Origin of the sequence: Streptomyces griseus subsp. griseus, from assembly GCF_000720255.1 — a bacterium.
Taxonomy (GTDB): Bacteria; Actinomycetota; Actinomycetes; order Streptomycetales; family Streptomycetaceae; genus Streptomyces; species Streptomyces griseus_I.
This window is the reverse complement of the sequence record NZ_JOJE01000047.1, coordinates 36,937-60,209: the sequence shown is the minus strand read 5'-3', so window position 1 is coordinate 60,209 and position 23,273 is coordinate 36,937. Positions and strand designations below refer to the sequence as shown.

The 23,273-nt window shown below is 68.5% G+C and carries 17 protein-coding genes and 3 pseudogenes; 8 read left to right on the top strand and 12 right to left on the bottom strand.

Annotation, left to right across the window (positions count from 1 at the left end):
• A pseudogene (locus IG99_RS50890) lies at positions 1 to 144 on the top strand (NF041680 family putative transposase); the annotation flags it as partial.
• A 203-nt stretch (positions 145 to 347) separates the two neighbouring features.
• Here IG99_RS50890 and IG99_RS49220 read toward each other — a convergent pair.
• The 3 genes and pseudogenes from IG99_RS49220 to IG99_RS50880 all read right to left on the bottom strand — a co-directional run.
• Complete coding sequence (locus IG99_RS49220; protein ID WP_158973320.1) at positions 348 to 590, bottom strand: hypothetical protein; 243 nt, start codon at positions 588 to 590, stop codon at positions 348 to 350.
• A gap of 363 nt (positions 591 to 953) precedes the next feature.
• Positions 954 to 1,085 carry an RHS repeat-associated core domain-containing protein gene (locus IG99_RS50885; protein WP_078948150.1) on the bottom strand — a complete coding sequence of 44 codons (132 nt, stop codon included), beginning with the start codon at positions 1,083 to 1,085 and terminating at the stop codon, positions 954 to 956.
• A gap of 76 nt (positions 1,086 to 1,161) precedes the next feature.
• A pseudogene (locus tag IG99_RS50880) lies at positions 1,162 to 1,254 on the bottom strand (IS5/IS1182 family transposase); the annotation flags it as partial.
• A 1,014-nt stretch (positions 1,255 to 2,268) separates the two neighbouring features.
• Between IG99_RS50880 and IG99_RS37650 the strand changes: the two are divergent.
• Positions 2,269 to 3,267 carry a YdcF family protein gene (locus tag IG99_RS37650; RefSeq protein ID WP_051866385.1) on the top strand — a complete coding sequence of 333 codons (999 nt, stop codon included), beginning with the start codon at positions 2,269 to 2,271 and terminating at the stop codon, positions 3,265 to 3,267.
• 98 nt (positions 3,268 to 3,365) lie between these two features.
• On the opposite strand, the gene IG99_RS37645 is transcribed toward IG99_RS37650, so the two are convergent.
• Positions 3,366 to 3,551, bottom strand: coding sequence for a hypothetical protein (locus IG99_RS37645; RefSeq protein ID WP_037682382.1), 186 nt, complete (start codon positions 3,549 to 3,551; stop codon positions 3,366 to 3,368).
• 156 nt (positions 3,552 to 3,707) lie between these two features.
• Between IG99_RS37645 and IG99_RS37640 the strand changes: the two genes are divergently transcribed.
• A complete protein-coding gene (locus IG99_RS37640) occupies positions 3,708 to 4,376 on the top strand; it encodes a hypothetical protein (RefSeq protein ID WP_037682380.1) in 669 nt (222 codons plus the stop codon).
• Between the two features lie 502 nt (positions 4,377 to 4,878).
• On the opposite strand, the gene IG99_RS37635 is transcribed toward IG99_RS37640, so the two are convergent.
• From IG99_RS37635 to IG99_RS37620, 4 genes are all read right to left on the bottom strand, one after another.
• Positions 4,879 to 5,115, bottom strand: coding sequence for a hypothetical protein (locus tag IG99_RS37635; RefSeq protein ID WP_037682378.1), 237 nt, complete (start codon positions 5,113 to 5,115; stop codon positions 4,879 to 4,881).
• A 133-nt stretch (positions 5,116 to 5,248) separates the two neighbouring features.
• Entirely contained in the window at positions 5,249 to 5,719 is a 471-nt protein-coding gene (locus IG99_RS37630; protein ID WP_051866383.1) for a transposase family protein, read from the bottom strand.
• Between the two features lie 29 nt (positions 5,720 to 5,748).
• The gene (locus IG99_RS49210; protein ID WP_158973319.1) at positions 5,749 to 6,180 is read right to left on the bottom strand and encodes a hypothetical protein; all 432 of its coding nucleotides are present in this window, start codon (positions 6,178 to 6,180) and stop codon (positions 5,749 to 5,751) included.
• An 18-nt stretch (positions 6,181 to 6,198) separates the two neighbouring features.
• On the bottom strand, positions 6,199 to 6,681 hold the full coding sequence (locus IG99_RS37620; protein ID WP_037682374.1) for a hypothetical protein: 483 nt from the start codon (positions 6,679 to 6,681) through the stop codon (positions 6,199 to 6,201).
• A 439-nt stretch (positions 6,682 to 7,120) separates the two neighbouring features.
• Here IG99_RS37620 and IG99_RS37615 point away from each other — a divergent pair.
• Both IG99_RS37615 and IG99_RS52165 read left to right on the top strand, forming a co-directional pair.
• Positions 7,121 to 8,081, top strand: a pseudogene (locus IG99_RS37615) (alpha/beta hydrolase).
• On the top strand, positions 7,999 to 8,937 hold the full coding sequence (locus IG99_RS52165; RefSeq protein ID WP_394298066.1) for an esterase/lipase family protein: 939 nt from the start codon (positions 7,999 to 8,001) through the stop codon (positions 8,935 to 8,937). The pseudogene IG99_RS37615 and the gene IG99_RS52165 overlap by 83 nt, the downstream one beginning before the upstream one ends.
• 649 nt (positions 8,938 to 9,586) lie before the next feature.
• Here IG99_RS52165 and IG99_RS37605 read toward each other — a convergent pair.
• The 3 genes from IG99_RS37605 to IG99_RS37595 all read right to left on the bottom strand — a co-directional run bounded on the left by IG99_RS37605 (position 9,587) and on the right by IG99_RS37595 (position 12,282).
• Positions 9,587 to 10,687 carry a terpene synthase family protein gene (locus IG99_RS37605; protein ID WP_158973318.1) on the bottom strand — a complete coding sequence of 367 codons (1,101 nt, stop codon included), beginning with the start codon at positions 10,685 to 10,687 and terminating at the stop codon, positions 9,587 to 9,589.
• Positions 10,688 to 10,807: 120 nt separating this feature from the next.
• Positions 10,808 to 11,680: a hypothetical protein gene (locus IG99_RS37600; protein WP_051866381.1), complete on the bottom strand. Its 873-nt coding sequence runs from the start codon at positions 11,678 to 11,680 to the stop codon at positions 10,808 to 10,810.
• A complete protein-coding gene (locus IG99_RS37595) occupies positions 11,677 to 12,282 on the bottom strand; it encodes an ATP-binding cassette domain-containing protein (RefSeq protein WP_037682371.1) in 606 nt (201 codons plus the stop codon). The genes IG99_RS37600 and IG99_RS37595 overlap by 4 nt, the downstream gene beginning before the upstream one ends.
• A gap of 641 nt (positions 12,283 to 12,923) precedes the next feature.
• On the opposite strand from IG99_RS37595, the gene IG99_RS37590 reads away from it, so the two are divergent.
• The 3 genes from IG99_RS37590 (at position 12,924) to IG99_RS37580 (ending at position 20,165) form a co-directional block, all read left to right on the top strand.
• On the top strand, positions 12,924 to 13,706 hold the full coding sequence (locus IG99_RS37590) for a TIGR03084 family metal-binding protein (protein WP_078948147.1): 783 nt from the start codon (positions 12,924 to 12,926) through the stop codon (positions 13,704 to 13,706).
• A gap of 760 nt (positions 13,707 to 14,466) precedes the next feature.
• Positions 14,467 to 15,060, top strand: a complete 594-nt coding sequence (locus IG99_RS37585; protein WP_037682370.1) for a hypothetical protein — start codon at positions 14,467 to 14,469, stop codon at positions 15,058 to 15,060.
• Positions 15,057 to 20,165 (top strand): type IV secretory system conjugative DNA transfer family protein, encoded by a 5,109-nt coding sequence (locus IG99_RS37580; RefSeq protein WP_037682369.1) that lies wholly within the window; start codon positions 15,057 to 15,059, stop codon positions 20,163 to 20,165. Before IG99_RS37585 ends, IG99_RS37580 begins: the two co-directional genes overlap by 4 nt.
• Positions 20,166 to 20,513: 348 nt before the next feature.
• Here the strand turns inward: IG99_RS37580 and IG99_RS37575 are convergent, their stop codons facing one another.
• Positions 20,514 to 22,961 carry a SpoIIE family protein phosphatase gene (locus IG99_RS37575; protein ID WP_037682394.1) on the bottom strand — a complete coding sequence of 816 codons (2,448 nt, stop codon included), beginning with the start codon at positions 22,959 to 22,961 and terminating at the stop codon, positions 20,514 to 20,516.
• Positions 22,962 to 23,273 lie beyond the last annotated feature (312 nt).

The following is a 23,273-nucleotide window of genomic DNA, read 5'->3' as shown; positions in this document are numbered from 1 at the left end:
CCCGCCCGTGCACCCAAACCCACACGACCGGGCCCGGGGCGGCCGCTCGGCTCGAAAAACCGACGACCCGCCAACCGCTACGACGTGGGTAAAACGGTCAAGCGACCCGAGAGCATCGCCGAACGTGACCAGGTCAGACCATAAAGAACAAGCTGAGAGGTCGTTCTCTTTCCGAACCCCATGTGCGGTTTCTGCTGCTCAGGCATGAGATGGCGCAGGCACGGAGGTCTCGCTCCGTTGCTGACCGCAACGTCATGGGGGTGCGAATGCCGTCGACGAGGGCCTTGGCACGGTGTAACAGACGATGCGGGGGGCCGAAGCTCGCCCCCGCATCCTTCCGCTGTTTGTCAGATCGGCAGGTTGTGCTTCCTCCTCCGGCGCCGCTCAGTGAGCGCTGTGAGCGCGGCAAGGGTGGAGAAGGGGATGAACGAGATCAGCATCTCGCCTGCGCTCAGCCCGCCTTGCAGGACCACGAACGCGAGCGTCACGGCCGTGCCGGCCAGCAAACCCATCAGGATGGGGTGGCGTGCGGACCAGCGGTTCGCCGCGTCACGACGAGGAGAAGCTCCCACGATCACCACCGGTTCCATCTGCTGTAGAGGTGCCAGCCACGCCGGAATCCATGCCGGTAGGCACGTCTGACGGTGCTCCAACCCGTAGCGGCTCCAGCGAGAGGCTGGTCGACCGAAGTAGTGTCCGTATCGGCCGGCCCCGTGACCGAGGCCTCCCCAGACTGCCCCCCGCCACGCGGTGGCGTAGTAGCCGCCCCAGTGCCGCTTCCGTCGAGGCGTGGAGTAGCGGTACGACACCATGTTGCCGATGGCACCACCGGCGACGGAGCAGGCAACGGTCCCCCAGCCGGCTGTGAGCGCTGAGCAGCCGGCTGCGAACGCGAGGCCGACGATAGCGCCGCTGTTCCTTCTCCAGAAGCCCCTGGCCCACTTGCGGAAACCCTACTTGCCGTCGAGGTCATAGCGGTTCAGCGGGTCGCCGTTGACGTATTCGTAGGCGTTGGCGTTGCCGCCGGGGATGGGGTCGGTGGACAAGAAGCGCCCAGTGGTGGGGTCGTAGAGGCGGACGCCCATGAGGGTGGCGCCGGTAGCCGTTTCGCTGGAGCGCTGCTTGCCGCCGAGCCAGCCGTAGCGGGCTGCGGTGGCATCTCCTCCGGGTTGCCGTATTCGTCGTAGTTATACCGAAGCACGGTGGCAGAGCCCGCCAGGCGCAGCCGCTGACCAGCACGTAGAGGTGCGAGGCATGGCGCACCTGGCCTTCTGCCGTGTGCCGGGCACTGTCCACGATCGTACGGTCGGTGTCCGAGGGCAAGATGAGTCGGGGGCGGCCGGCCGGGGCGGTTCAGCCGTGGGGTCCCATCCCGCGCAGAAACGTGTCGACGACGAGTGTTGCCAGTGCGTCCGCGTTCTGCCGCACCTGGTCCGGGTCGCGACGTCCGGCCCACCGGCTTCGCTGACGTCACCGAGGACATGACCATCGTCGGGCTATCACTCGATGGTGGTGCCGATGAGGCTGGTGGCGACGATGCGTTTGAGGTTGGCGGGGGGTGGGGGGAGCGGTTGTTGCCGATGCCATGTGCGCCACTTCCTCGTGTGCGGTGGGGACGGGTGGGTGTCCGGACACCGTAGGAAGGTGCAGGTCAGGGGCACATGTGGTGGGGCAACATAGTTCGCGGGCGGTGTGTGCGTGCCGAACCTATGTCGGTGGTTCGTGGGCCGTTTCGAGGGCTTGATCGGTGGCAGACCGGACGGTGTCTGTGTTGCGTGATTCGGGATGATGTGGCGATGGCGTGCTGATGAACTGCGATAACTCACCCCGGGGCCGTTCCACTTCCCCCAGCCCCATGCCCAGTCAGATGCCCGCCACCAGGCGAGACCACCCGAGGCGACGAAGCACTTGCTGTTGGCCCATGCGCAGTGGGCGCGGATCGAGCCGTTACTCCCGGACCGCACGTCGAAGCGGGGTGGCCGCTGGTGAGACCATCGTGAGGTGATCAACCGCCTATGAGTTCCAGACCGGCACGCAGTGGGTTCACCTGCCGGAGAAGTGCTTCTCCTGGCCGCGGGGTGCCGCGGTTGCGGTAGGAAGGCCGCACTGTCCGGCGGCCGGCCGCACCGGGCCCGCCGCGCGGCGCAGGTCCGGGAGTGCGCAGGTGGCCGCGAGATACGGACGGGTCCGGGAGTGCGCAGGCGGCCGCGAGAGACGGACGGGTCCGGGCAGCGGCCCGGCCGGTGGGAGAGGGGAGCGGTGCGGAACATGCCGGAGTATCCGGAGTATCTTGCCGCGGCGGTGTTTGCCGCGGGCGGTGTCGTGAACGCCTTGTTGGCGCCGCACCGGTTCTCCACCGCCGTCTTGTTCTCCCTCGCAGTGACCTCCGCCGGACTCGGGGTGTCGGCCCGGCGCGCGGGAGTCCACGACACCACCATCAACGTGATCGCTGTCGCCGCCCTGCTCGTGGCGCTTTCGCTGGGTCTCCTGCTGCTGGCCGACGGCATCCTCCTGGTCCGGCGGTACGGACCGCAGGCAGCCCTGCTGGCCACCGGTGCCGTCGGCTGCGCGCTGCTGGCGGTCCTCGCCCTCGACGCGGTCTACCGTGCGGTCGGTGGGGAGGTGTTCCGGGGCCTCGTGGTCGCGGTGGACGCGGCCGCGGGATACCTGAGCGTGCTCTTCCTCGCCTTCACGGGCTACGTGTTCGTCCTGGGCCGCTGCGCCCCGCTCCCGGGGACCAGCCACGTCGTCGTCCTGGGGGCCGGGCTCGACGGCAACCGGCCCGGCCCGCTGCTGACCCGCAGGCTGGAGCGCGCCCTCGCGATCGACGCCGCCGAGGCACCGGGCGCGCGGCGCGTGATGTTCGTCGTCTCGGGCGGCCAGGGCGACGACGAGGTCTGCTCCGAGGCGGAGGCCATGGCCGACTATCTGCGCGGACGCGGAGTGGCTGCCGACCGGATCGTGCAGGAGGACCGCTCCGTCAACACCGGGCAGAACCTCCGCTTCAGCGCAGCCCTCATGGGCCGCACCGCCCCCGGTCACCGTGCCGCGGTGGTCACCAGCGGCTTCCACGTCTACCGCACAATGCTGCTGGCCCGCCGCGTCGGCATCACCGTCCGCGTCGTGGGCGCGCCGACCTCCCCCACCTACTGGCTCTCCGCGACCCTGCGCGAGTTTGCCGCCGTTCTGTGGCTGGACCGCTTCGCCCTCATCGGGCTCAGCCTGCTGCTGGCCGTCCCTGTGGCGACCGTGGTCTTCCGGCACTGAGGCGTCGGCCGGGAGCGGCCCGTCGCACTCGGCCGTGACGTCGCTCACGACGAACTCCCCGGCACGCTTCGACCTTGTTGCGGATCCGACGGGTTCGGCTACAGCAGGCCCCGTCCGTGGTAGCGGTTCAGCTGCGAGAACTGGAATCTCAACGAGTCGTGCCGGACATGGGAGGCACGGGACGCCTCCTGCGAGGCCTTCTCCCGCTGGGCGGCTTGGATCGCGGCGGTGCGCTGTCGGGATCCCCAGGCGTCGGACGGCGGCGTCGGCTTGCATCCACGCACGGATTTCCCTCTCCTGCCGCAGCCCGGTCGCGTGCGCCTGGGACAGACCACCACCAGGGCGCGGTGCGTGCCGCGCTCACTCGGCACCCCGCTCGATGTCGCACCGGTCCGGTAGGGCAGCATCTGCTCAGCCGTCGCCTGACGTGAGGGGTCATCATGCGTTCCACCAGCCGCGCCGCTTCCACCGTGATACTCGCCTGCCTGCTGCTGGCAGGCTGTAGATCCGTCTCTCTCGGCACGTCGACGTCGTCCGAAAGCCGGAGCCCGGCGGCGGGAGCGTCGGACACGGCGGTGCCGAACGAGTCGGGACCGATCGCGGTGGGGGAGGGGCCGCAAAAGCACTACACGGTGCGGCAGCAGCCGACCGTCGGCTCGTGCCACTACCGCTACGAGCACGGCGAGCCCCTCGAGGACCCGGCGTGCACGCCGGGCGCGATCTCCCCGGCGGTGACGCAGGCGAACCTGAAGTCGACGATCTGCCGCAAGGGCGGCTACACCTCCGACGTACGCCCCTCTGCGTACGTGACCGGCAAGGAGAAGAAGCTCAACGCGGCCTCCTACGGCTACATCGGCAGCATGGCGGATGCAGAGTACGACCACCTGATCAGCCTCCAGCTCGGCGGCGACCCCAACGACCCGCGCAACCTATGGGTGGAGCCGGCCGACCCGGGCCACAAGAAGGGCGCCGGGGTGAACAACAAGAAGGACCCGGTGGAGACGAAACTGCACACCGCGGTCTGCAAGGGACAGGTGTCGCTCGCCGCCGCGCAGCAGGCCATCGTCACCGACTGGACCACTGCCCTGACCGTCCTTCACCTCGGCTGAAGAAGCGGTTGCAGAGCAAAGCCCCGACGCCGGGATGCCGACGGATGCGTGCCGGTCGGCGGGCAAAGCCCCGGCTGGACGGGGGAGACCAGCCGGGGCCGTGAACGGTGGCGTGCGGAGGGCGGTCGCCTCGCGGCGGAAGGCTCCATGGGGCTTCAGCCGGACGATCGTCCCCATGGGCTATTGGTGAGGCCCGGGGACACTGTCCCCTCCGCAGCCACATAAAGATGAACCGTCAACCGCCCCACGGTGTTCCCGGCCCGCTGCCTGGACGCGGTGAGCTGCGGCACACCCATCAGAACAGTCAGCCGGCGAAGTCAGCGCCCAGACCAGCGAGTTCGCCCAGAGCCCTGAGGAGTCGGCTATGCACAGCGGCGGCGTCAAGGGTGAGCGAACATGACACCGGCACGCTCACGCCCATGGCGCCCAGTGCGGCCCGGGCCCCGCCCCGGGAGCGGAACCATCACAACGCACCAGCGCCAAAGCAGCATCTCGAGCACGGCTATCGAACCGGGACACGATGGTGGACCAACTGCGTCCGCGCCTCGCCGCCCTCGCTGGTCGTGATCGACTGGGCGTCGATCACGGCGGCCGACGCCGACGACTCAGGGTCGCGTCCGACCTCGATCCCGAGCCGGCGGCCTAGTTCATCGTGGATGTGGTCCCGGATGTCCTTCCGGCGCCACTTGGTGAACCAGCGGTGCGCCGCGCCCCAGGGCATCAGGTCACGCGGGAGCATTCGTCACTGAGGGTTTTTCAACCTGAAGTTGCAGGTCGCGGGGCTGGCGTGGGTTGTGGATGGGCTGCTCGTGCCGGTCAGGGACGTGATCGTCGGCAGGTGATCGTCCGTCAGCGGCTGACTTCCGCGTTCGTCAGCACGAGCAGGGCGCGCAGGAGTGTGAGGGCGTGCGGGCTTTCATGGGGGCTTTGGTGAGGATCTGCCAGTTCTTCAGGTCGGCGAAGCCGTGCTCGTTCGCCGCGCGCTCGCGGCTGATCAGCCGGTTCGCCTGCTTCTGAGCGGCGGTGAGTGGATGGCCGAAGGCAGCCCGTCGGCCGGTGATGATCACTGGGTCGTCGGGGTCGTCGTCCAGGCCGATGAAGCCGAGGTCGGCCAGGGCGCCGAGGCCGGCTTCCCGCAGGCGAGTGGTGATCTTGTTGTGGCGGGCGGTGGTGATCTCGCTGGAGCGTCGCGGCTTCGCCGCCGAGATCCACATCAGGTTGCCGCGCTCGTCGGTCAAAACGAGGAACAACAGGCCGTGGGCTTTGTGTTTGCCCGAATAGTTCGGCCGGTGCTCGTCCCCGGTGCGTCGGCGGGTGCGCACGAGGGTGCCGTCGAGCAGCACAACGACACCACCCTTCCGGGTGATTGCCTTCAGGGCGCGGTCCAGGCGCGGAGCGCGGGCCGCCTCAGCTTGTCGCGCACCGGCTCCACCTGCCCAGGAGCGGTGCCCTTGCCGAGTTGGACGCTGATGTCCCTGGCCGGGACTGGATCCGAAGCTGCGGACACGATCTTCATGATCGCCTGACAGTCGGCGGGCAGTACGCTCTCGGCCATGCCCAGCTCGCGGTGCGGGACCAGCAGCATCCCGCCCGCACCCGGAGCGGTCGTGACCCGCTCCAACTCGGTGGCCATGGCCGGGTCGTCGGCCTCACCCACGCGTTCGGCCTCGATGAACTGCCCGATCATCACCTCTGCGGCCTCCAGCCGGGCCACCTCGGCATCGATCTCGGCGAGTTCCTTGCGCAGCCGCTCGGCGCGATCGCACGCATCGCTGCATCGTCCCGGTGAGCCGGGCGAGCTCACCCTGGGCAGGTGGCCTGGTCAGCGTCGCAGCATGCGGCGCCAAGGGCTGAGGGTAGTGGTCACGCGCCCCCGGTGTCCGGTCATGCCCTCGGCGATGAGGGAAATGCCGACGCCCAGCAACCAGACGTCCTTGGCGAGTGCGGTTCCCTGCTCAGTGGGGCGCAGACTGCCTTCCTGACGCATGCCCGGCGTACGCAGGTAAAGCGCGAGACTGCCGCAGGAGAACGCGGTGAGCGCAGCCCCGGCGACAGTGGCAGGGATGACCGGCAGGAGCAGGGCGGTGGCAACGGCCGTTTCCCCGGTAGAGAGCAGGCGGGTGAATTTCTGGGCGTCGAGCTTCCCCAGGAAGGGGTAGGTGCCGCTCGCGAACTGGAGGAGTCGCTGAGCGGTGGCCTGGTCCGCGTCGCCTTTCGACAGTCCGGAGTTGAGGAAGAACGCACCGACGGTGAGCCTGAGCGGCAGTTGCCGCGCTACGAAAGGCCATGTCGAACCGGATGCCACGCCGAACCTCCCAACTCTCACCCCCACCTACCACCATGCCACGCCGCCGGTCCGAACCATGTCAAATAGGGAGTAGTCGCCGCATGGGGCGCGTATCCGGGCGGCATGCGCCATCGCAACCGCACCTCCTGCACCTCCCAGACCACCCGGACTCACACCCAGCAGTGCGAAAGTCGAGCAAGCCTGCGACAGGGCCACCGCTGTGGGGCATTACGCGGGCCGCGCAACTGACTACACGATCATCCTGGATTGGAACTGCCCCATTTGCGGGTGTTAGATAGATAGTGTGCCGAACGTGGAGGCGTGCCGCAACGGCGGGCAGCCACCAGGTCGCGATGGCCTGTTCAACGGGAAGATCCGGTGCGTGAGGAGCTGGCGTCGACGACGCTGCGCGCTCTGGCTAATTCCATGTTTGAGCATTCGCATGGGGAGTACTGTCATGCCTGCTGCCAGCCCGGTCGTCCTTGAGCCTGCGGCACAGGACGTTGCTGAGGCGTTCTCGAGACCGCCGTTCTTGTACGAGATGGCGCCAGCCGATGCCCGGCAGATCCTCACAGACGCGCAGTCTGCCCCGGTCAGCAAGCTCCCGGTTGACGAAGAGTGGATCACGGTCCCCTCCCAAGCGGGGGACGTCCGGGTACGCATCATCCGGCCGCAGGGCGCTACCGGCATGCTGCCGGTCATTGTGTACATGCACGGTGGAGGCTGGATCCTAGGAAACGCCGAGACCCACGACCGGCTCGTGCGCGAACTCGCTGTCGGCGCCGGCGCGGCGCTCGCGTTCGTGGAGTACCCGAACGCGCCGGAGGCCCACTACCCGACCGCGATCGAACAGGGCTACGCCACCGCTCAGTGGATCACCCAAGAGGGGGCATCCAGGGGCTTGGGACGCCAACCGCATGGCGGTGGCCGGCGAATCGGTGGGCGGCAATATGGCGGCTGCGCTGGCGCTGATGGCCAAGGAACGCGGCGACGTCACCTTCGTCCAGCAGTCGATGTACTACCCAGTCACCGACGCGGCGATGAACACCGCGTCATACGAGCAGTTCGCCACCGGCTACTACCTCACCCGCAGGGCGATGGAGTGGTTCTGGGACGCCTATACCACCGATCCGGCACAGCGCGCCGAGATCACGGCATCGCCGAATCAGGCCAGCACCGAGCAGGTGACTGGGCTGCCGCCCGCCTACGTGTGCGTGGACGAGGCCGATGTGCTGCGCGACGAGGGCGAAGCCTACGCCGCCAAGCTCCGCTCAGCGGGCGTCCCCGTGACAGCCGTGCGTTACGACGGCACTATCCACGACTTCATGCTGCTCAATGCACTCAGCGAGACCCGAGCCACGCGAGCCGCCATCGGCCAGGCCACCGCTTTCCTGCGCGCCGTGCTTGGAACAGGCTGAGGCACCCGCCGACGAAGCGGCTCAACCAGAAGAACGGTCAAGTGCCCCGCCCGACAGCAAGACGATCACCGAACACGAGCTGGAGCAGTGCCAGCACGCGAACCAGACCGGCCGCCAGCCGGTGGCCTTCGTCCACGGTCTGTGGCTGCTGCCCAGCAGCTGGGATCGCTGGGCGCAGCTGTTCGAGGACAACGGCTGTGTAGCCCTGACCCCCGGCCGGCCGGACGACCCCGAGACGGTCGAGGAGGCCGCCGAACACCCGGACGTGTTCGCCGGCAAGTCGATCGGCCAGATCGCCGACCACTTCGAAACCATCATCCGCGGGCTGAACCACAAGCCGGCGATCATCGGCCACTCCACTGGCGGGCTATTGACCCAGATCCTGGCGGGGCGGGGCCTGGCCGCGGTGTCTGTGGCGATCGACCCGGCCCCCTTCCGCGGGGTGCTGCCCTTGCCGATCTCGACCCTCAAGTCGAGCTTCCCGGTGCTCGGCAACCCGGCCAAACCGCAACCGCGCGGTGCCGCTGACCTACGAACAGTTCCGCTACGCCTTCGCCAACGCCGTCACCGAGGACGAGGCCAAACAGCTCTACGACACCTACGCCGTGCCGACCCCGGGCAAGCCGCTCTTCCAGGCGGCCGCGACCAACCTCAATCCCTGGACCGAGGCCAAGGTCGACATCAACAACCCCGACCGCGGACCGCTGCTCTTCATCTCCGGCGAGCGGGACAACACCGTCCCGTGGGCGATCGTCAACGCCTCCTACAAGCAGCAGCAAGACAACCAGGGCCTGACCGAGATCGAGAAGATCCCCGGCCGGGGGCACGCCCTGACCATAGACAGCGGCTGGCGTGAGATCGCCGACAAGGCGCTCGCGTTCGTCGGGCGGTTCGTCAAGAGCTGACCCGGCACGGCAGCGTCATGGGCCAGAGTGCGATCCTCGTCCTGGAGGGGGAAGGGCCTGGAGTGGCTCGCGGACGGGCAGTACGACGGTGTCGCCGGGCTCGGCGGCGTACGTCGTGGTGGTCGGGGCTAGTGGCTTGTCTCGCATCGCTGGCCGGGTAATCGACGTGCAGCCTGGCCTCAGCAGGCTGTCTCCAGGACTTGGAGGTGGGTGTGGGGCGTCGACCGAGGGTGTTTGTCCGGCGGTCAGCATGGAAGAGGGCCGCAAGCTTCAGCGGATCAGTCGCACGTCGAGGGACCGGTGCGGTTGCGGCGAGCGATCGTGGTCCTGATGTTCGCCCAGGGCCCGACAGCAGGCGACATCACCTCGTTGATGCAGGTCGGCGAGGATTACGTCGTTGTGTCAATCGGCCTTCAAGGTGAGGGTGTTCGACGCGCTGGGCCCGAAATGGAGCGGCGTACCCGAGGGCGATCAATGCACGAGCCCGCCCGGAAGTGCCGGACGGGCTTGTTCCTGTGCGCCTGCTCAGCCCCAGGCACGGCCCTTTCGGAGTTCGTGGCTTGATGCTCGAACGTCATGGCCGACTGGGTCAGCGGTTCTTCAGCAGTGGTCCCACCACCAGGAGATGCTCGGGTAGGGCAGGGGGCTGGTGTCGGTGGTCGACAGTGAGGGTGCCCAGCAGGCGGGTGTCTTGATGACGTCTTCCAGGGCCATGCGTTGTTCGGGTGACGGGTTGTAGCGCGACGCGCACAGGGTGACTTCGGTGTTGGCGATGACGAAGGTGCCAAGTTGCCCGACGAGGTTGCGCAGTGGCGGCTCGGCGGAGGCCATCAGGCGCTCACGCAGGCGGAGGAAGAGAAGCATCAGGCGGTCGCGGGTCTCGATGGCCGTGGCGACGGCTTGGTCGAAGGAGAGTCCCCGGGTTGCCCTCAGGACCTCCAGGAAATTGGTGGAGGGCTGACCTTCCGCTCTCTCCTTGTGGAACGAGAAGACATCGTTCTCCAGGGCGCAAATCAAGGATGAGCATTCGATGATGGCCTGGACTGCGGGTGTGTGCCATTCTCCGTCGGGAACGGGCGAGGGGCCGCACATGTCGATGAGGACTGCGTAGAGGGGGCCGCCGAAGTCCAGAAAACGCATGGCGATGTATTCGTCTTCGCTGGGCACGTCGAAGTGCAGCTTGTGCACGCCACTGGTGAGCCCGCGCCTGAACCCGGTGGCCAGGCGGTTCATCTGCGTCGGCGTGCACACTGCCCGCAGTTGTTCCATCGCGTCGTGAGCCGCCGCGACGTAGGAGCTGTCCTGCTCCGTCACGCGGAATCCCGGAGACTCCAGAACACGGAGGATCTGGCACATCTGACGGATGAGTTCGCTGGGCTGGCTGCGGGCTTGGGGGTGATCGAGCACATCGTCGTCGATCACGAGCGCCCACTCCATCACGCAGCCGATACCGCGAAGCACTGCCTCGCTGGTCTCCGGGGTGGAGAACCTTCCAAGGCACCAGGCCAGGATCGTGCCGGGAGAGTGCGACGCCGGACTCTGTTCGCGGAACCCGTACGACTCCTTCCACGCGGTGACCTGGGCCGCGACGCCCGTAGGGATGTGGGAAATCTCCGGCATCGGCAAGGGGTAATGGAAGCGCGGCGCGCCTCCCCGCTGAGCGGGAATCGCCGCCCGGTCCACATCTGATGTGCTGCTCATGCATGCTCCTTCATCGGTGCTGAGTCCTGTGAGGGCCGCAATCTGTGTCTGCGGTCGGCCGGAGGAGATAGCCGGAGGAGATAGTTGATGCCGCCCGATCGTGCGAATGCGGCGGCATCGTCAGTTACGAGGGCCCGGTGAGGGGTCCAGGCTGGAAGCCGGTGCCCGTTCGGCTTCGAGGGGCGCAGCGTCGCGTGGTTCCGCCGTTGTGGGCCGGTGGTGACGGTTGGGTCGGGGCAGGGCGTTGCGGGTGCGGTGGTGGAAGGCCAGGAGGCCCAGGAGTGCGGCGACGGCGAACCACAGCAGTTGCAGAGCGAGGTATGCCGGTGCGGAGGTGGTGGAGAAGCCGGCCGCGGTGGCGGCTTGGACGGATCCGTAGGTGGGCAGCAGGTGTGTCAGCGGGTTGTCGGCGCCGGCGCTGACGATGGGGTTTTGCAGGGCGATGTCGATGACGCTGGTCATCACCAGGGCGAACATGCCCTCGACCTCGCGGCGCAGCAGGGATCCCAGGACCACGCCGATGGCGCCGTAGGTCAGCGCGGCGCAGAACAGCGCGGCGGCCAGCAGGTAGGGCTGCTTCGGTGTCCAGGCGATGCACATGGCTGCGGTGGCGTAGGCGGCGAGGAGCGCGGAGGCCAGGACCAAGGAGGCGGCCTTGGCCAGGACGAGATGGGTGCGGGGGTAGCCCGCCATGGCCAGGCGTCGGTCGAAGCGCCCGCCGGAGAAAGTGGAGGCGAACATCATGAACCCGGTCACCAGGGTGACGGCGTTGAGGGCCCCGGTGATCTGGGTCAGCTCATGGCCGGCCGGCGCCAGCCTCTCTCCGGTGGAGGCCAGGCGGAACGGGGCCGCTCTGTCGGGGATGGTGAGGTAGACCAGGCCGACCCAAGTGGGGATGAAGAAGACGACCAGCAGCATGGCGAACCGGTTACGGGCGTGCTCGATCAGGTCATACCGGGTCGCCGTGGTGAACAGGCTCAGGTGTCTCCTCATGCCGCTGCCGCCGTCTCCAGGCGCAGCGTGCCCGCCTCCAGACGCCACAGCTCATCCCGGCGTTCGGTGTCGTAGGCCAGGTGGGAGACCACCAGGACAGAGCGGCCGGCGTCGCGCAGCTGGGCGGCCAGTTCCCAGAACCGCTGGTAGGTGTCCCAGTCGAAACCCTGGTACGGCTCGTCCAGCAGCAGAACCTGCGGATCGTGCATGAGCGCGAGCGTGAGGTTCAGCTTCTGCCGGGTCCCGCCGCTGAGCACCCCGGCCCGCACATCGGCGTACTCAGAGAATTGCAAAGCCTCCATGACCCTCTCGGCATGACGCAGGTCGTCAAGCGCGAAGGCCGTCTGGAAGAACTCCAGGTGCTGCCGGACGGTCAGGGCGTCGTTGAGGACCACCTCCTGCGGGCAGTAGCCAAAACGCCCCCGGTGACGCACCGCGCCACAATCCGCCCGCAGTTCACCGGCGAGGATCTTTAAGAGGGTCGTCTTGCCCGCGCCGTTCTCGCCGACGATCCCGGCCAGCACATGGGACCCGAGGTCAAAATCGACACCCCGCAGGACCACCCGCCGACGGTAGGTGTGATGCACCCCCCTTACCTCCATCGCGCCGCCCCCAGCCCATCCAGTAAGTACTGACGCCATGTCATCTGGAAATTTGATGACACGGACACGGCCAGGCCCACAGCCTCATCGCCAAACCGCTCGAAACGGTGAAACAGACGCACCAAGTAGCTCGATCCGTCGCGTGGAGTGCACCTGCGTGGAGACCAGCTCTGCCACGAGTGCCGGAAATGGATGGACGGGCTGTGGGCCGCAGTTCTGCCCACGCGACCAGACACGGGGTGGGATCACTGCCGGGTACGTCCGCTGAGTCGGAGCGCCTGATCACGTGTGTGAACGTGTTCGCGATCCGTGGCCGGACCGCCATCCACGCGCGAGTTCTCGCCCGCGCGCCGTCAGGGTTCCGCGACCCCGTGCGCTTCCCTCTGCACCGGTCTCAGCCTGCAGTGCCCCCGCGTGCGCGGGATCACCGTACAACCGCTACCGCCCCGGCGCCGTCGGTCCTACCGCCCTTGCCCACCGGCGCGTCAGCTCGGAGCATTTCACGCAGCGTTGGCCGGGTATCCGGTCCACTGCCGGATCGGTGACTCGGGCGCGAAGCGGTCTTCGGCCCGGCAGGCCCCGTCCGCATCGGAGTTGCCCGCACACTTCGTCTCCGCCGTTGGTCAGGAAGGAGTGGCACCATGGCGCGCATGTTGAACTACAACCTCGCCGTCCCCGATGTAGATGACGCCGGTGTCCTGTCCGCGCTGGTGGCTGAGGGTGACGAGCTCGACGTCCTGGTCAGGGCAGTGGACGACTGGTCCATACCGACACCGGCACCGGGCTGGACGGTCGCCCACCAGATAGCCCACCTCGCGTGGGCGGACGCGAACGCACTCAGCGCCTTACGCACTCCGGACGCGTTCGGCGCCGAGCTCGGGCGGGCGGAAGCCGAAGGCAGCGGGTACGCAGACAAGGCCGCCGCTGCGGGAGCGGCCAAACCGCGGTCGGTACTTCTGGACGACTGGCGGGCCGGTCGAGCGGAACTGGCGGCGGCACTGCGCGACACGCCATGGGACCACGCGTTCCCCTGGTACATGTCGAAGGTGACCCCGGCCCTGATGGCGCCCCTTCGTTTGATGGAAACCTGGGCACACGGGCAGGACGTCTTCGATGCTGTGGGCGTGGCACACCGCCCGACGGATCGACTGCAGCACGTGGCGTCGCTGGGGGTGTTGGGACGGGCGCTGTCCTTCGCCGCCGTCGGACTGTCTGAGCCGGCGGACCCCTTCCGCGTCGAGCTGACAGCACCTGACGGACGGACCTGGGTGTGGGGCCCCGAGGCTGCCGCGCAACGGGTACAGGGCGGCGCTTTCGACTTCTGCCTGTGTGTCACCCGGCGTCGCCCCTGGTCCGAGACCAACATGACGGCGACCGGCGAGGACGCCCAGAAGTGGCTGGAGTTGGCGCGCGTCTTCCTCTGAAGGCGTGTCGGGGTGCCTGGGTCGTGCGAGACGCGTGACGGTTGCGATCTGCCCTCCAGACACGGCGACGGTCGAGTCTGTTCGACGCTGACTACTACGACCCCGACGACATGCTGGCGCATCCACGGCACCAGGCGGTGCGACCCGCCGTGGCAACGCTTATCCAGCAACTGCGGACTGCACGACAGAGGAGGCCGGCGTCGAGTGGCGGTCCGCTCAGCCATCGGCTCACCGGCGGCGCGGGCCTCGTAGAGGAGGAACCGGCGACCGAACTCGGGATTGCCGCGATGAGCGTCGAACAGGGCGTTGGCCCGGTATGCCTCGGCCTCGAGGCGTCGGTGACATCACCGCCACCGGCACCCGCACAAGGGGCAGCGGTGGCAGCCGGCTCGCGGACGAGCGGTGCGGAAGCGGACGCCGGCCGGGCGAAGGACGAGGAGTACGTCCTCGGCGGGATCGCCGGTCGGAGTGCGGCTGGTGCCGCAGTGGACGCCCGGGCTGGGGATGGCCGTGCTGCCGGGCTCGTACCGGGACATCGTCGAGGTTCTCCAGGACGCGGTGCACCCGATGCGGGCGCATCACCTGTGTGCCGCGCTTCCATGCCGTAGCTGACGAGTTATATACGCGGTTATAGATGCTCTTGTAGCATGATTTGTGCGGATGTAATTCCAGCCAAACGGGGGGCTCGTGAGCGTCGTGCTGTGTCGAGCGCGCTTTTTCGGATCGCGCTGTTGGTTGCCGCGGGCAGGGGGAGCGCCAGGTGTTTCTCCATCCCGTTGACATCAAGCTGTCCCTGCAGTCCCCGGCGGTGCTCGTTGCCTTGGCGGCCGTCGTCTTCTTGGCGGCTGTCGGACACCTGGACAAAAGACTTGCGAAACTGGACCGGACAGCGGCAGAGGTGGCGGCGGCGCTGAACAGCCTTGTCGAGATCCAGGCCGGCAGCCGGGACGATGGCGACTCCAAGTCGGCCCGCGCCGCGGCGGCAGCGGTCGCCTTCGCAGAGCACGAGATCTACAGCGCGCGGCCGGGGAGCGACGAGCTGGGGATCGGTTTGTTTTCCATACGGAACGTCGGGTCCAGCGCGGTCTTCCGGCTTCAACTACGGGCGTCGTCCTTCGGGTTGCCGGCAAGTGCCGTGGCCCAGGTGCTCGGCCCCGGCGAATCCGTGACACTGAGCATCATGCTCGGCCCGGACGACGCACCACTGGTGCTCGACGACGTCACCTTGTGGTACCAGGACACAACGGGAAACCTCTGGTACCGAAGGTACAGGGACGAGCAGGCCGCCCAGTTGCCTGCGCCTGAGGAACGGGAATCAGAGCGAAGCGTCCTGTCGGGGGAGGGGGAGCAGTGACCGTGGTCGAGACGGGCGCCCCGGACTTCGACCGAGTGGTCGAGATCCGCTGCCGGACTGGCGGCCGGACGTGGCGTCATGGAACCGGGTATCTGGTCGCACGCAGCACCGTGCTCACGGCCCGCCACGTGGTGGCGACCGCGTTCGACCGGCCGCAGGACGTCGAGGTGCGGCAGGCCTCGCGTGCCGATGAAGCCGGCTGGGTACGGACAGCGAGTGTCGTTCCGGCGGACTCGGTCCGCCTCGATGCGGCGGTGTTGGAACTTGAGACCGACTGGGGGGAGGTCCCTGACGAGAAGCCGGGGGCGATGGACATTGCCGCACCGGTCCCGTTTCACACGTGCGGTTTTCCGTACGTCGGCGGGCGAAGTGGCGAAAACGCGGCTGACGCGTTGCGCGGAGCGGAGACCGTCGAAGGGACGGCCCGGCTGAGCACCCGGGACGGTCGTCTGCTGCTCGACGTCACCACCTCGCGGCCGTCCGCCCGTCCGCAGGGTGCAGACGGTCGTCTGCAAAGCGGCTGGGCGGGACTGTCCGGCGCTGCCTTGTTCGGCCCGGACGACCTGCTCCTCGGGGTGGTCCTCGCGGAGAATACGCGGTTCGAGGGCGGTCGATTACAGGCACTCGCGCTGACCGACCTACTCGCCGACGAGAAGCTCAGTCCTCTGCTGCCCGAGGCCTGGCAGAATCGGGAGCCCCTGCGCGTCGCCCACCACGTGACCATCCGGATGGGTGAACGAGACAGGCTTCGCCTGCGCTCGCCGCACCAGTCCCGTTCCTCGGACGCAGCCGCCTTCCTGTCCCCGGTGGCACTGCTGTCTTCCCGCGCGCAGGTTGTGCCGTTCATTCCACGCAGGGAGGAGCAAGACAGACTGCGCGCGTGGTGTGCGGAAGAAATGCCGGTGAGCTATGCGGTGCTGGCCGGCGGGGGCGGCACCGGTAAGAGTCGGATCGCAGCCGATCTGTGTGAATCGCTGGCCCGCGAAGGCTGGGTCACCGGAACCGCCGACCTGCTGCCCGACCGGCACGGCGCCTCCGGCGATGTCTTGGCGTCGGCTCTTGGCAAGCCCTTGCTCGTCGTGCTGGACTACGCGGACCACCAGCAGGCGGTTATGGCTCGGCTGCTCACCGGTGAAGCGATGGCGGGAAGCCGCAAGGTCCGCATTCTGGCCGTGGTAAGGGACGGCGAGGCTTTCTCCCGTCGGCTCAGCGCCGAACTCGGCAGGTCGGACGACGCGGCGGATCGAGTCCTGCAACTCCCCAGGTCGGGGCTGCCGCCCGACGAGCGGCGTCTGCACTACGACACCGCTGCAAGGCACTTCGCCGCCGCTCTCCGACGCGATCCGCCGGAACTCGCGGAACGGGCGGCGCCGGGCCCCGGCGAGACCGGCGAGACCGGCGAGACCGGCGAGACCGGCGAGCAGAGCGCCCCGGGGCACCTCGGCGGACTTGGCACCCCATTGCTCATTCATGCCCGGGCTCTGCTGGACCTCCTCGGCGAGGTTCAGCCGTCCCCCGAACGGGGGGACGGGGAAGTGGGGCCCCCGGTTGGCACCGGGAGGGAAGAACAACTCCGTCCGGCGGCCGCCGATGAGGAGTTGTTGATCGCCCTGGTGGAGCGCGAGGACGAGCGGTTCTGGAGGGCAGGGCTGGAGGACCTGCTGCCCTCGCCGCGCGCTCGGCGGATGGTATTCGCCGTCTCCACCCTGGTGCAGGCCGACGACGAGGGGCAGGCCGTCGCCGCCCTGTCCGGCGCGGAGCCCCTGAGTAATTGGCGGCGGTTCGAACTCCGCGACCTGCTCGACAGGCTCGGGGAGCGATTCGGAGGACGACCGCTGCCGCTCGTCGAACCCGACCTCCTGGGCGAGCAACTGATCGCGATTGCCCTGACCGGACCTGAGGCACTTGCGGACGGGCTGCTCAGAGAGGTGCTGGACGGGGCCGGTGCGCCCGGCCAGCGCTCGCGCATGCTGGAGGTGCTGCTGCGGATGTGCGCTTCTCCGGTCGGCTCGGTGGCGCACGAGACGAGACTGACCCTCCACACCCTGCTCGGTGAACGTGCCGAGGTGCTCCTCACACAGGCCGTCTCGGCGCCGGAGGAATTTTACCTGCCGTCGCGGCTCGCTGCCGCTCTCGATCTCACCGAGCACCGTCTCGAGGAACCCGAGGCCGCACGGATGCTGGCCAAGCTGCCGCGAGGCACGCTGTTCCAGCCCCTGGCCGCCGCACTGCACCGTGCAGTGTCCCGCGAGGCGGCAGCGGCCGGTGACTTCGCACGGGCTGCGGAGATGGAGACGAAGGCGGTCACGGAACTGGCGACGGCCGGCCTTCTGGAAGCGGCCGAGAGCCCACTGGCGCAGGCGTACACCTACCTCTCGATGGCCTCACGGATGCCGCCGCAGGCGGCCAACCAGGCCTTGGCGAGAATTCTGAACGCCGGGTCCGCCGTCAACCTCGGTCTGAGCCGTGCCGCCGTTGCGGTCGACGACGCCGAGCGCGCGCTGGAGGCCGCCGAACTCTCCGCGTCGTCCCAGGACGACTCCGGCACTCTCCTGCTCGAGAGCCGTTACGCTCTCGCCACGGCATACAGCACCGTGGGCCGGTTCCGGGAGGCGAAGGAGATCCTGCGACTTGCCTGCGCGGAGTCCGGCGCGGCAGACGTGAAGCTCCGCGTTCAACTTTGGTGCGCGTATGCGATGGTGTTGATGGTCGAGGATCCCAGCCGTGCCGCCCACGTCGTGGGGGAGGGCATCACACAGCTCCAGTCCGACCATGGCCCCTGCGTCGAGGTAGCGCAGTTGCTCGTACTTCAGGCCGAAGTGTTGATCACCTCGACGAACCTGGCCGACGCACGGTCGGCGCTTCGACGTGCCAGGGAAGTGGCCGCTCAACTGGATGATCCCCATCAGGAGTCGGTGGCCAGACTCGTCGTCGCGATGAACGTCGTCGGGGCCAACGCCGCCGAGCTGGCGGAGGATCTCGACGAGGCCGAGGCGCTTTCCCGGCAAGGCGCCGAGGCCATGTACGCGCTCTACAAACGCTCCCGTGACCTGTACGGCCCGCACTACGCGTTGTGCGAGGCTCAGTTCGCGGGCATGCTCGTGGGGACCGGTCGCATGGACGAGGCCTACGAGGCGGCGAAGCGAGCTCTCGATGCGGCCGAGTACGGATTCGCCGACCGCCCTGGGCTCTACCTCCAGGCGATGCTGGTTGCAGTGACCGCTCTGGCGCAGGTGTACTGCATCGACGGTGACGGGGACGCCGCCGCCGCCGAACTGGAACGGGCCTGCGCCCGGTTCTACCGGCTCGACCCAGCGGCGGTCGGACACGCCCCCATGGCACACCTGTTGCTGCTGCACACGCTCGTCGAAGTGGAACTGGCCGTCGAACGCCCTGCTCACGCACTGTCGGCAGCCGAACGCCTCGTGGCGGCCGGCATCAGGCTGAGAGAACGCAGCGAGGACACATCCACCAGTGTGTTGCTGGTCGTCTGTCGGCTGATGCGGAGTGAGGCACTGGACCGGCTCGACCGCGACCAGGAGGCGCTGGACGAAGCGGTCCTCGCGCTCGACGACGCGCAGTCGCTGGTCGAACGCGAACCCATCGACAGCCATCGCAGGCTTCTCGCCCAGGCTCGCTTCTACGTGGCGTCCGGACGCCGGAGCGTGGGCGAAACCGAGGGTGCCATTTCCCTCCTGAGACAGACGATCGACGAACTCAGGCTGGACCACGAGACGCCGCAGGACCGGGACGACTTGACCGTACTTCGTGATTTGTTACGACGGTTGGAGACCGGTGAGGAATCGGACGGAGCCTCGGACGACTCGGTGCCGCCGGACACGTTGAGTGATCTTGTCCCCGGACCTCACCGGGTCACGCTCGGCCGCCAGCACGGCAGGGAGGTGGCTGCCCGGGCGTTCCGGCCGATCCTGGTTCTTGGGCCGCAACGCAGCCGGAAGACAACGGGGTTCGTCATCCCCACACTGCTCGAATGGGATGGCCCGGCACTGGTGACTTCGGTGCGAAGCGATGTGGCGATGGCCACCATCGCCCACCGCAGCCGGTTCGGACAGACCTGGATATTCGAACCTACCGGCGAGCTGTTCGAGAGCGGCTCGGCGATCACCACCTGGAATCCGGTCGAGGGATGCGAGGACTTCGAGCGAGCCGTGGCCATGGCGCACGGGCTGACCGAGGCCGCCCGTGGCGGAAGCGGACGCAATCAGGTGGACAGGTTCTGGTACGAGCAGGCCAGCCTGCTGATCCAGGCGCTGCTGCACGCGGCGGCCCATTCCCGGTTGACCATGCGGGACGTCAGCCGTTGGATCCGCACCGAGGCCCGCGCCGAAGTCCAAGCGAGGTTGTTGCACGCGCCTGCCACGGAGGCGGCTGACATCTTCCGCTCGTTCAGCGTCCTGGCCGACGTCACTCGGTCAGGCGTCTACGCCACCGCGCGAAGCGTTCTGCGCGTCTATGAGTCGGAAGCCGTCCGACGAGCATCGGAGTCAGGCGGCTTCCGCGTGTCTGACCTCTTCTCAGGCTCCCACACGCTGTATCTGTGTGCTCCGCCCGAGGAACAGGAGCGGCTGTCGCCCGTCTTCACTGCGCTGGTCCGCAGTGTCATCACTGAGGCCTACCGGAGGCAGGGACAGCATTCAAACCTACTCCTCCTACTTGATGAGGCAGGCAATATCGCACCCGTGGAGAATCTGGACACGATCGCGACCACCGCTGCCGGCACGGGCATCCAACTGGTCTCCGTCTTCCACGACATGGCGCAGCTCACCGCCACATACGGGGAGTACCGCGCACGCAGCATCATGACCAACCACTCCGCCCTGATGGTGCTGCCAGGCAACCGCGATCCGCAGACCATGGACATGGTGGGCCGCATTCTGGCCGAGGAAGAGGACAGCCGAATGCGTCGGCGTTCCGTCCGCCGCCTGCGGCCGGGCACCGCGGTCTGCGTCTACGAGCACTTACCCGTGCACGAGATCGCTCTGCGGTCCTCCAGCCACGACGAGTCCCTGCTCAGGCTGAGTCGGGCGGAGGACATCGGCGAGAGCGGTGACCCCACTGGCGGCCTGCTCGTCGAGCGGCGGTGACCCGGAGACGGACGGCGCAGACAGTGCCGTACCAGTCGCGCCGGGCGACCGCGTCACCCAGGCCTTCGGCCTCGACCCCTCGGTGTTCGACATGTTCGTCGCCCGGGGCGCCAGTGCCAGAACTGGAAGCCGACGCCATGCCGTCGCTGAGGCACCGACCGACCAAGAGCATCACGGCTCCGGCCAGCGACATCCGACGCCTGAAACCGCGCGGCTCACCCCGACGGTGGAGAAGGCCGCCCCCTGGGTGCCTTCACGCTCGGCGCGTCGGATCGCGTCGGCTGGAGGTCGGATGGGGCGTGTATGCGCGGAGGCGGGCCCCTGCTCGTGCCCGTAGTCGTCTGGATCTCAGTGCGGCTCAGGCTGGGGGAGGGTCTGCGCGCACCAGATCGTCTTGCCGTTGGTGGCGTGCCGGGTGCCCCACCCTTGGGTGAGCTGGGCGACGAGCAACAGTCCCCGGCCGCCCTCGTCGAAAGCGCGCGCCCGGCGCAGGTGCGGAGCGGTGTTGCTGGCGTCGGAGACCTCGCAGATCAGGGACGTATCGCGAATCAGCCGCAGCCTGATCGGCGGCTCGCCGTATCGGATGGCGTTGGTGACCAGCTCGCTGACGACCAGCTCGGTGACGAACGCCGCCTCCTCCAGGCCCCAGGCGTCCACCTGGTCGACGGCGAACTTCCTGGCGCGCGGCACCTGCGCGGTGTCGGGCTCGATGTCCCAGTCGGCGACGTGGTGACGAGCCAGCGCGTGCGTGCGACCGAGCAGCAGGGCTGCGTCGTCGGTGCGGCGTTCGGGGAGCATGGCGTCCATCACCGTGTCGCACAGGGCCTCCAGCGAGGTGACCGAGTGGTTCAGGGCTCGCTGCAGTTCGGCGATCCGCTGGTCGACGTCGCGCTCGCGGCTTTCCACCAGTCCGTCGGTGTAGAGGGCGAGCAGGCTGCCCTCCGGCAGTTCGACCTCGGTGGCCTCGAAGGGCAGACCACCGATGCCGAGCGGCGGTCCCGGATGGACGGGTACCGGGGGCCTCGTGCCGTCCGGCGAGATGATCAGCGGGAGGGGATGGCCGGCGCTCGCCAGGGTGAAGTGTCGGGAGACCGGGTCGTAGACGGTGTACAGGCAGGTGGCCCCGGACTCGCCGGTCGGCTGGAAGTGGCCGGTGGGCTGGAGGTCGCCGGCGAGGTGGAGGACCAGGTCGTCCAGGTGGGTCAGCAGTTCGTCCGGCGGCAGGTCGACGTCGGCGAGGGTGCGGACCGCCGTACGCAGTCGGCCCATGCTGGCCGAAGCGTGCAGGCCGTGGCCGACGACATCGCCGACGACCAGGGCGACCCGGGCGCCGGACAGCGGAATGACGTCGAACCAGTCACCGCCCACTTCCGTGCCGGTCCCGCCGGGCAGGTAGCGCGATGCCACCTCGACCGCCTCATGGTTCGGCAGTCGCTGCGGCAGCAGGCTGCGTTGCAGGGTCAGCGCGGTCGTACGCTCGCGCGAGTACCGGCGGGCGTTGTCGATGGCGACGGCTGCCTTGGCGGTCAGCTCTTCGGCGAGGATCAGGTCGTCGGCGGTGAACGCCTCGGGCCGGTCGAGGCGGGAGAAGGCGACGACGCCGAGCAGCGCGCCGCGCGCCCGGAGCGGCACGGTGATCCGGCCGGTCAGCCCGTCCGCGGCGATGGATTCGTCGATCACCGGGTTGCCCGGTGGCCAGTGGGCCGGGTCGGCGGCGAGCCCGGGCCCGAAGGCCCATTCGCCGCCCTGGCCGGGCTCAGCGGCGAGCTCAACGGTGGACCTGCCGGTGGCCATGCAGCGGGCGGCGACGGAACCGGGAGTGTGCGCGACCGGTGTCGTGAGCCCCGGAGCCGGGTCGGTGTCGTCCTTCGCGCTGTGCTGGGCGGCACGACTGAGCCCGATCGTCTCGCCGGGGGTGAACGCGGACACGGAGGGCGGTTCCTCTCCGCGCAGCACCTCGTCGAAGAGATCCACGCTGACGAGGTCGACGAACCCCGGCACCGGAGTCCTGGCCAGTTCCTGGGCGGTGCCGATCACGGTGAGTGTCTGGCCGATGCCGCCGCTGGCCTTGTTGAGGATGAGCAGGCGTTGTCGAGCCCAGTACTCGGCGCTCATGTCGAATCCCCAGTTGGCGACCGCGCGGACCCTGCCCTCGGCATCTCGGACGGGCCATATGCTGGTGGCCCAGGCATTGGCGTAGTTACTGCCGCGAGGGCGGAAGACGGTGATGAGACGCGCGGGCTCGCCCGTCCTCGCCACTTCCGCGAGCTTGTCGGTGTAAGGCTTGTCGTCCCTTTCGGGAAACAGCGAGCGGTCGAATTCGGGAAGCACCTCGCGGTACTTCCTACCGAGCACTTGCTCCTCGGAGTGCGCAATCACCCGGCCCGAGGAGGCGTTGATCCACAGGAACCTCAGCTCAGGGTCGTAGACGCCCAGAGCGAAGGGGGACTGCTCGAAGGCCCGGTCGGCAATCACCGGGCGGCTTCCCCAGCGCTGGACGGTCATCGCGTGACCGAGTGCCCGCCCGTCGGGGCCGAGCAGCGGGTGAGCCGTCACCACGGCGTCCACCGTCGAACCGTCCCGGTGCCGCAGGGGGATGAACCCCGTGGAGCCGGCCCCGTAGCCCTCGGGGAAGCGGGGTGGCGGGGGACCGACCAGCAGGTCGGTCACCGGGCGTCCGACGGTGTCCTCCGCCGTCCAGCCCAGCAGCAGCCGGCCCCCCTCGCTCCAGCCGCTCACCATGCCGTCCGGGTCCACCACGACAGCAGCAGTGGGGGCATCCTGCTTGTCGGCCATCTCCACGCACCACGCCTCCGTCCGGACAGCCGTCCCGTCAGGGCTGGTTTCCAGCGGCTGTTTCCAGCCTAGGTCGGCCCCCGTTCCACGGCGCTCCGGCTGGGTGCGTTCGGGGCGCCAGGTGCCAGGTGCCGGAGCGACCGGGGCCCGCGACATCAGCCGCCGTCCGTCCGCCGCGTCCGCCCATGTGGGCCAGCCTCCGTGCCGTACCTCCCGGGGGCACTTGTTGGGATCGGCGGGTCTCGAAGTACGGGGCCGGCTCGTCCGCGAACGGTGGCACGCAGCCTGGCGAGGTCCAGCCCGCCCGGCCGC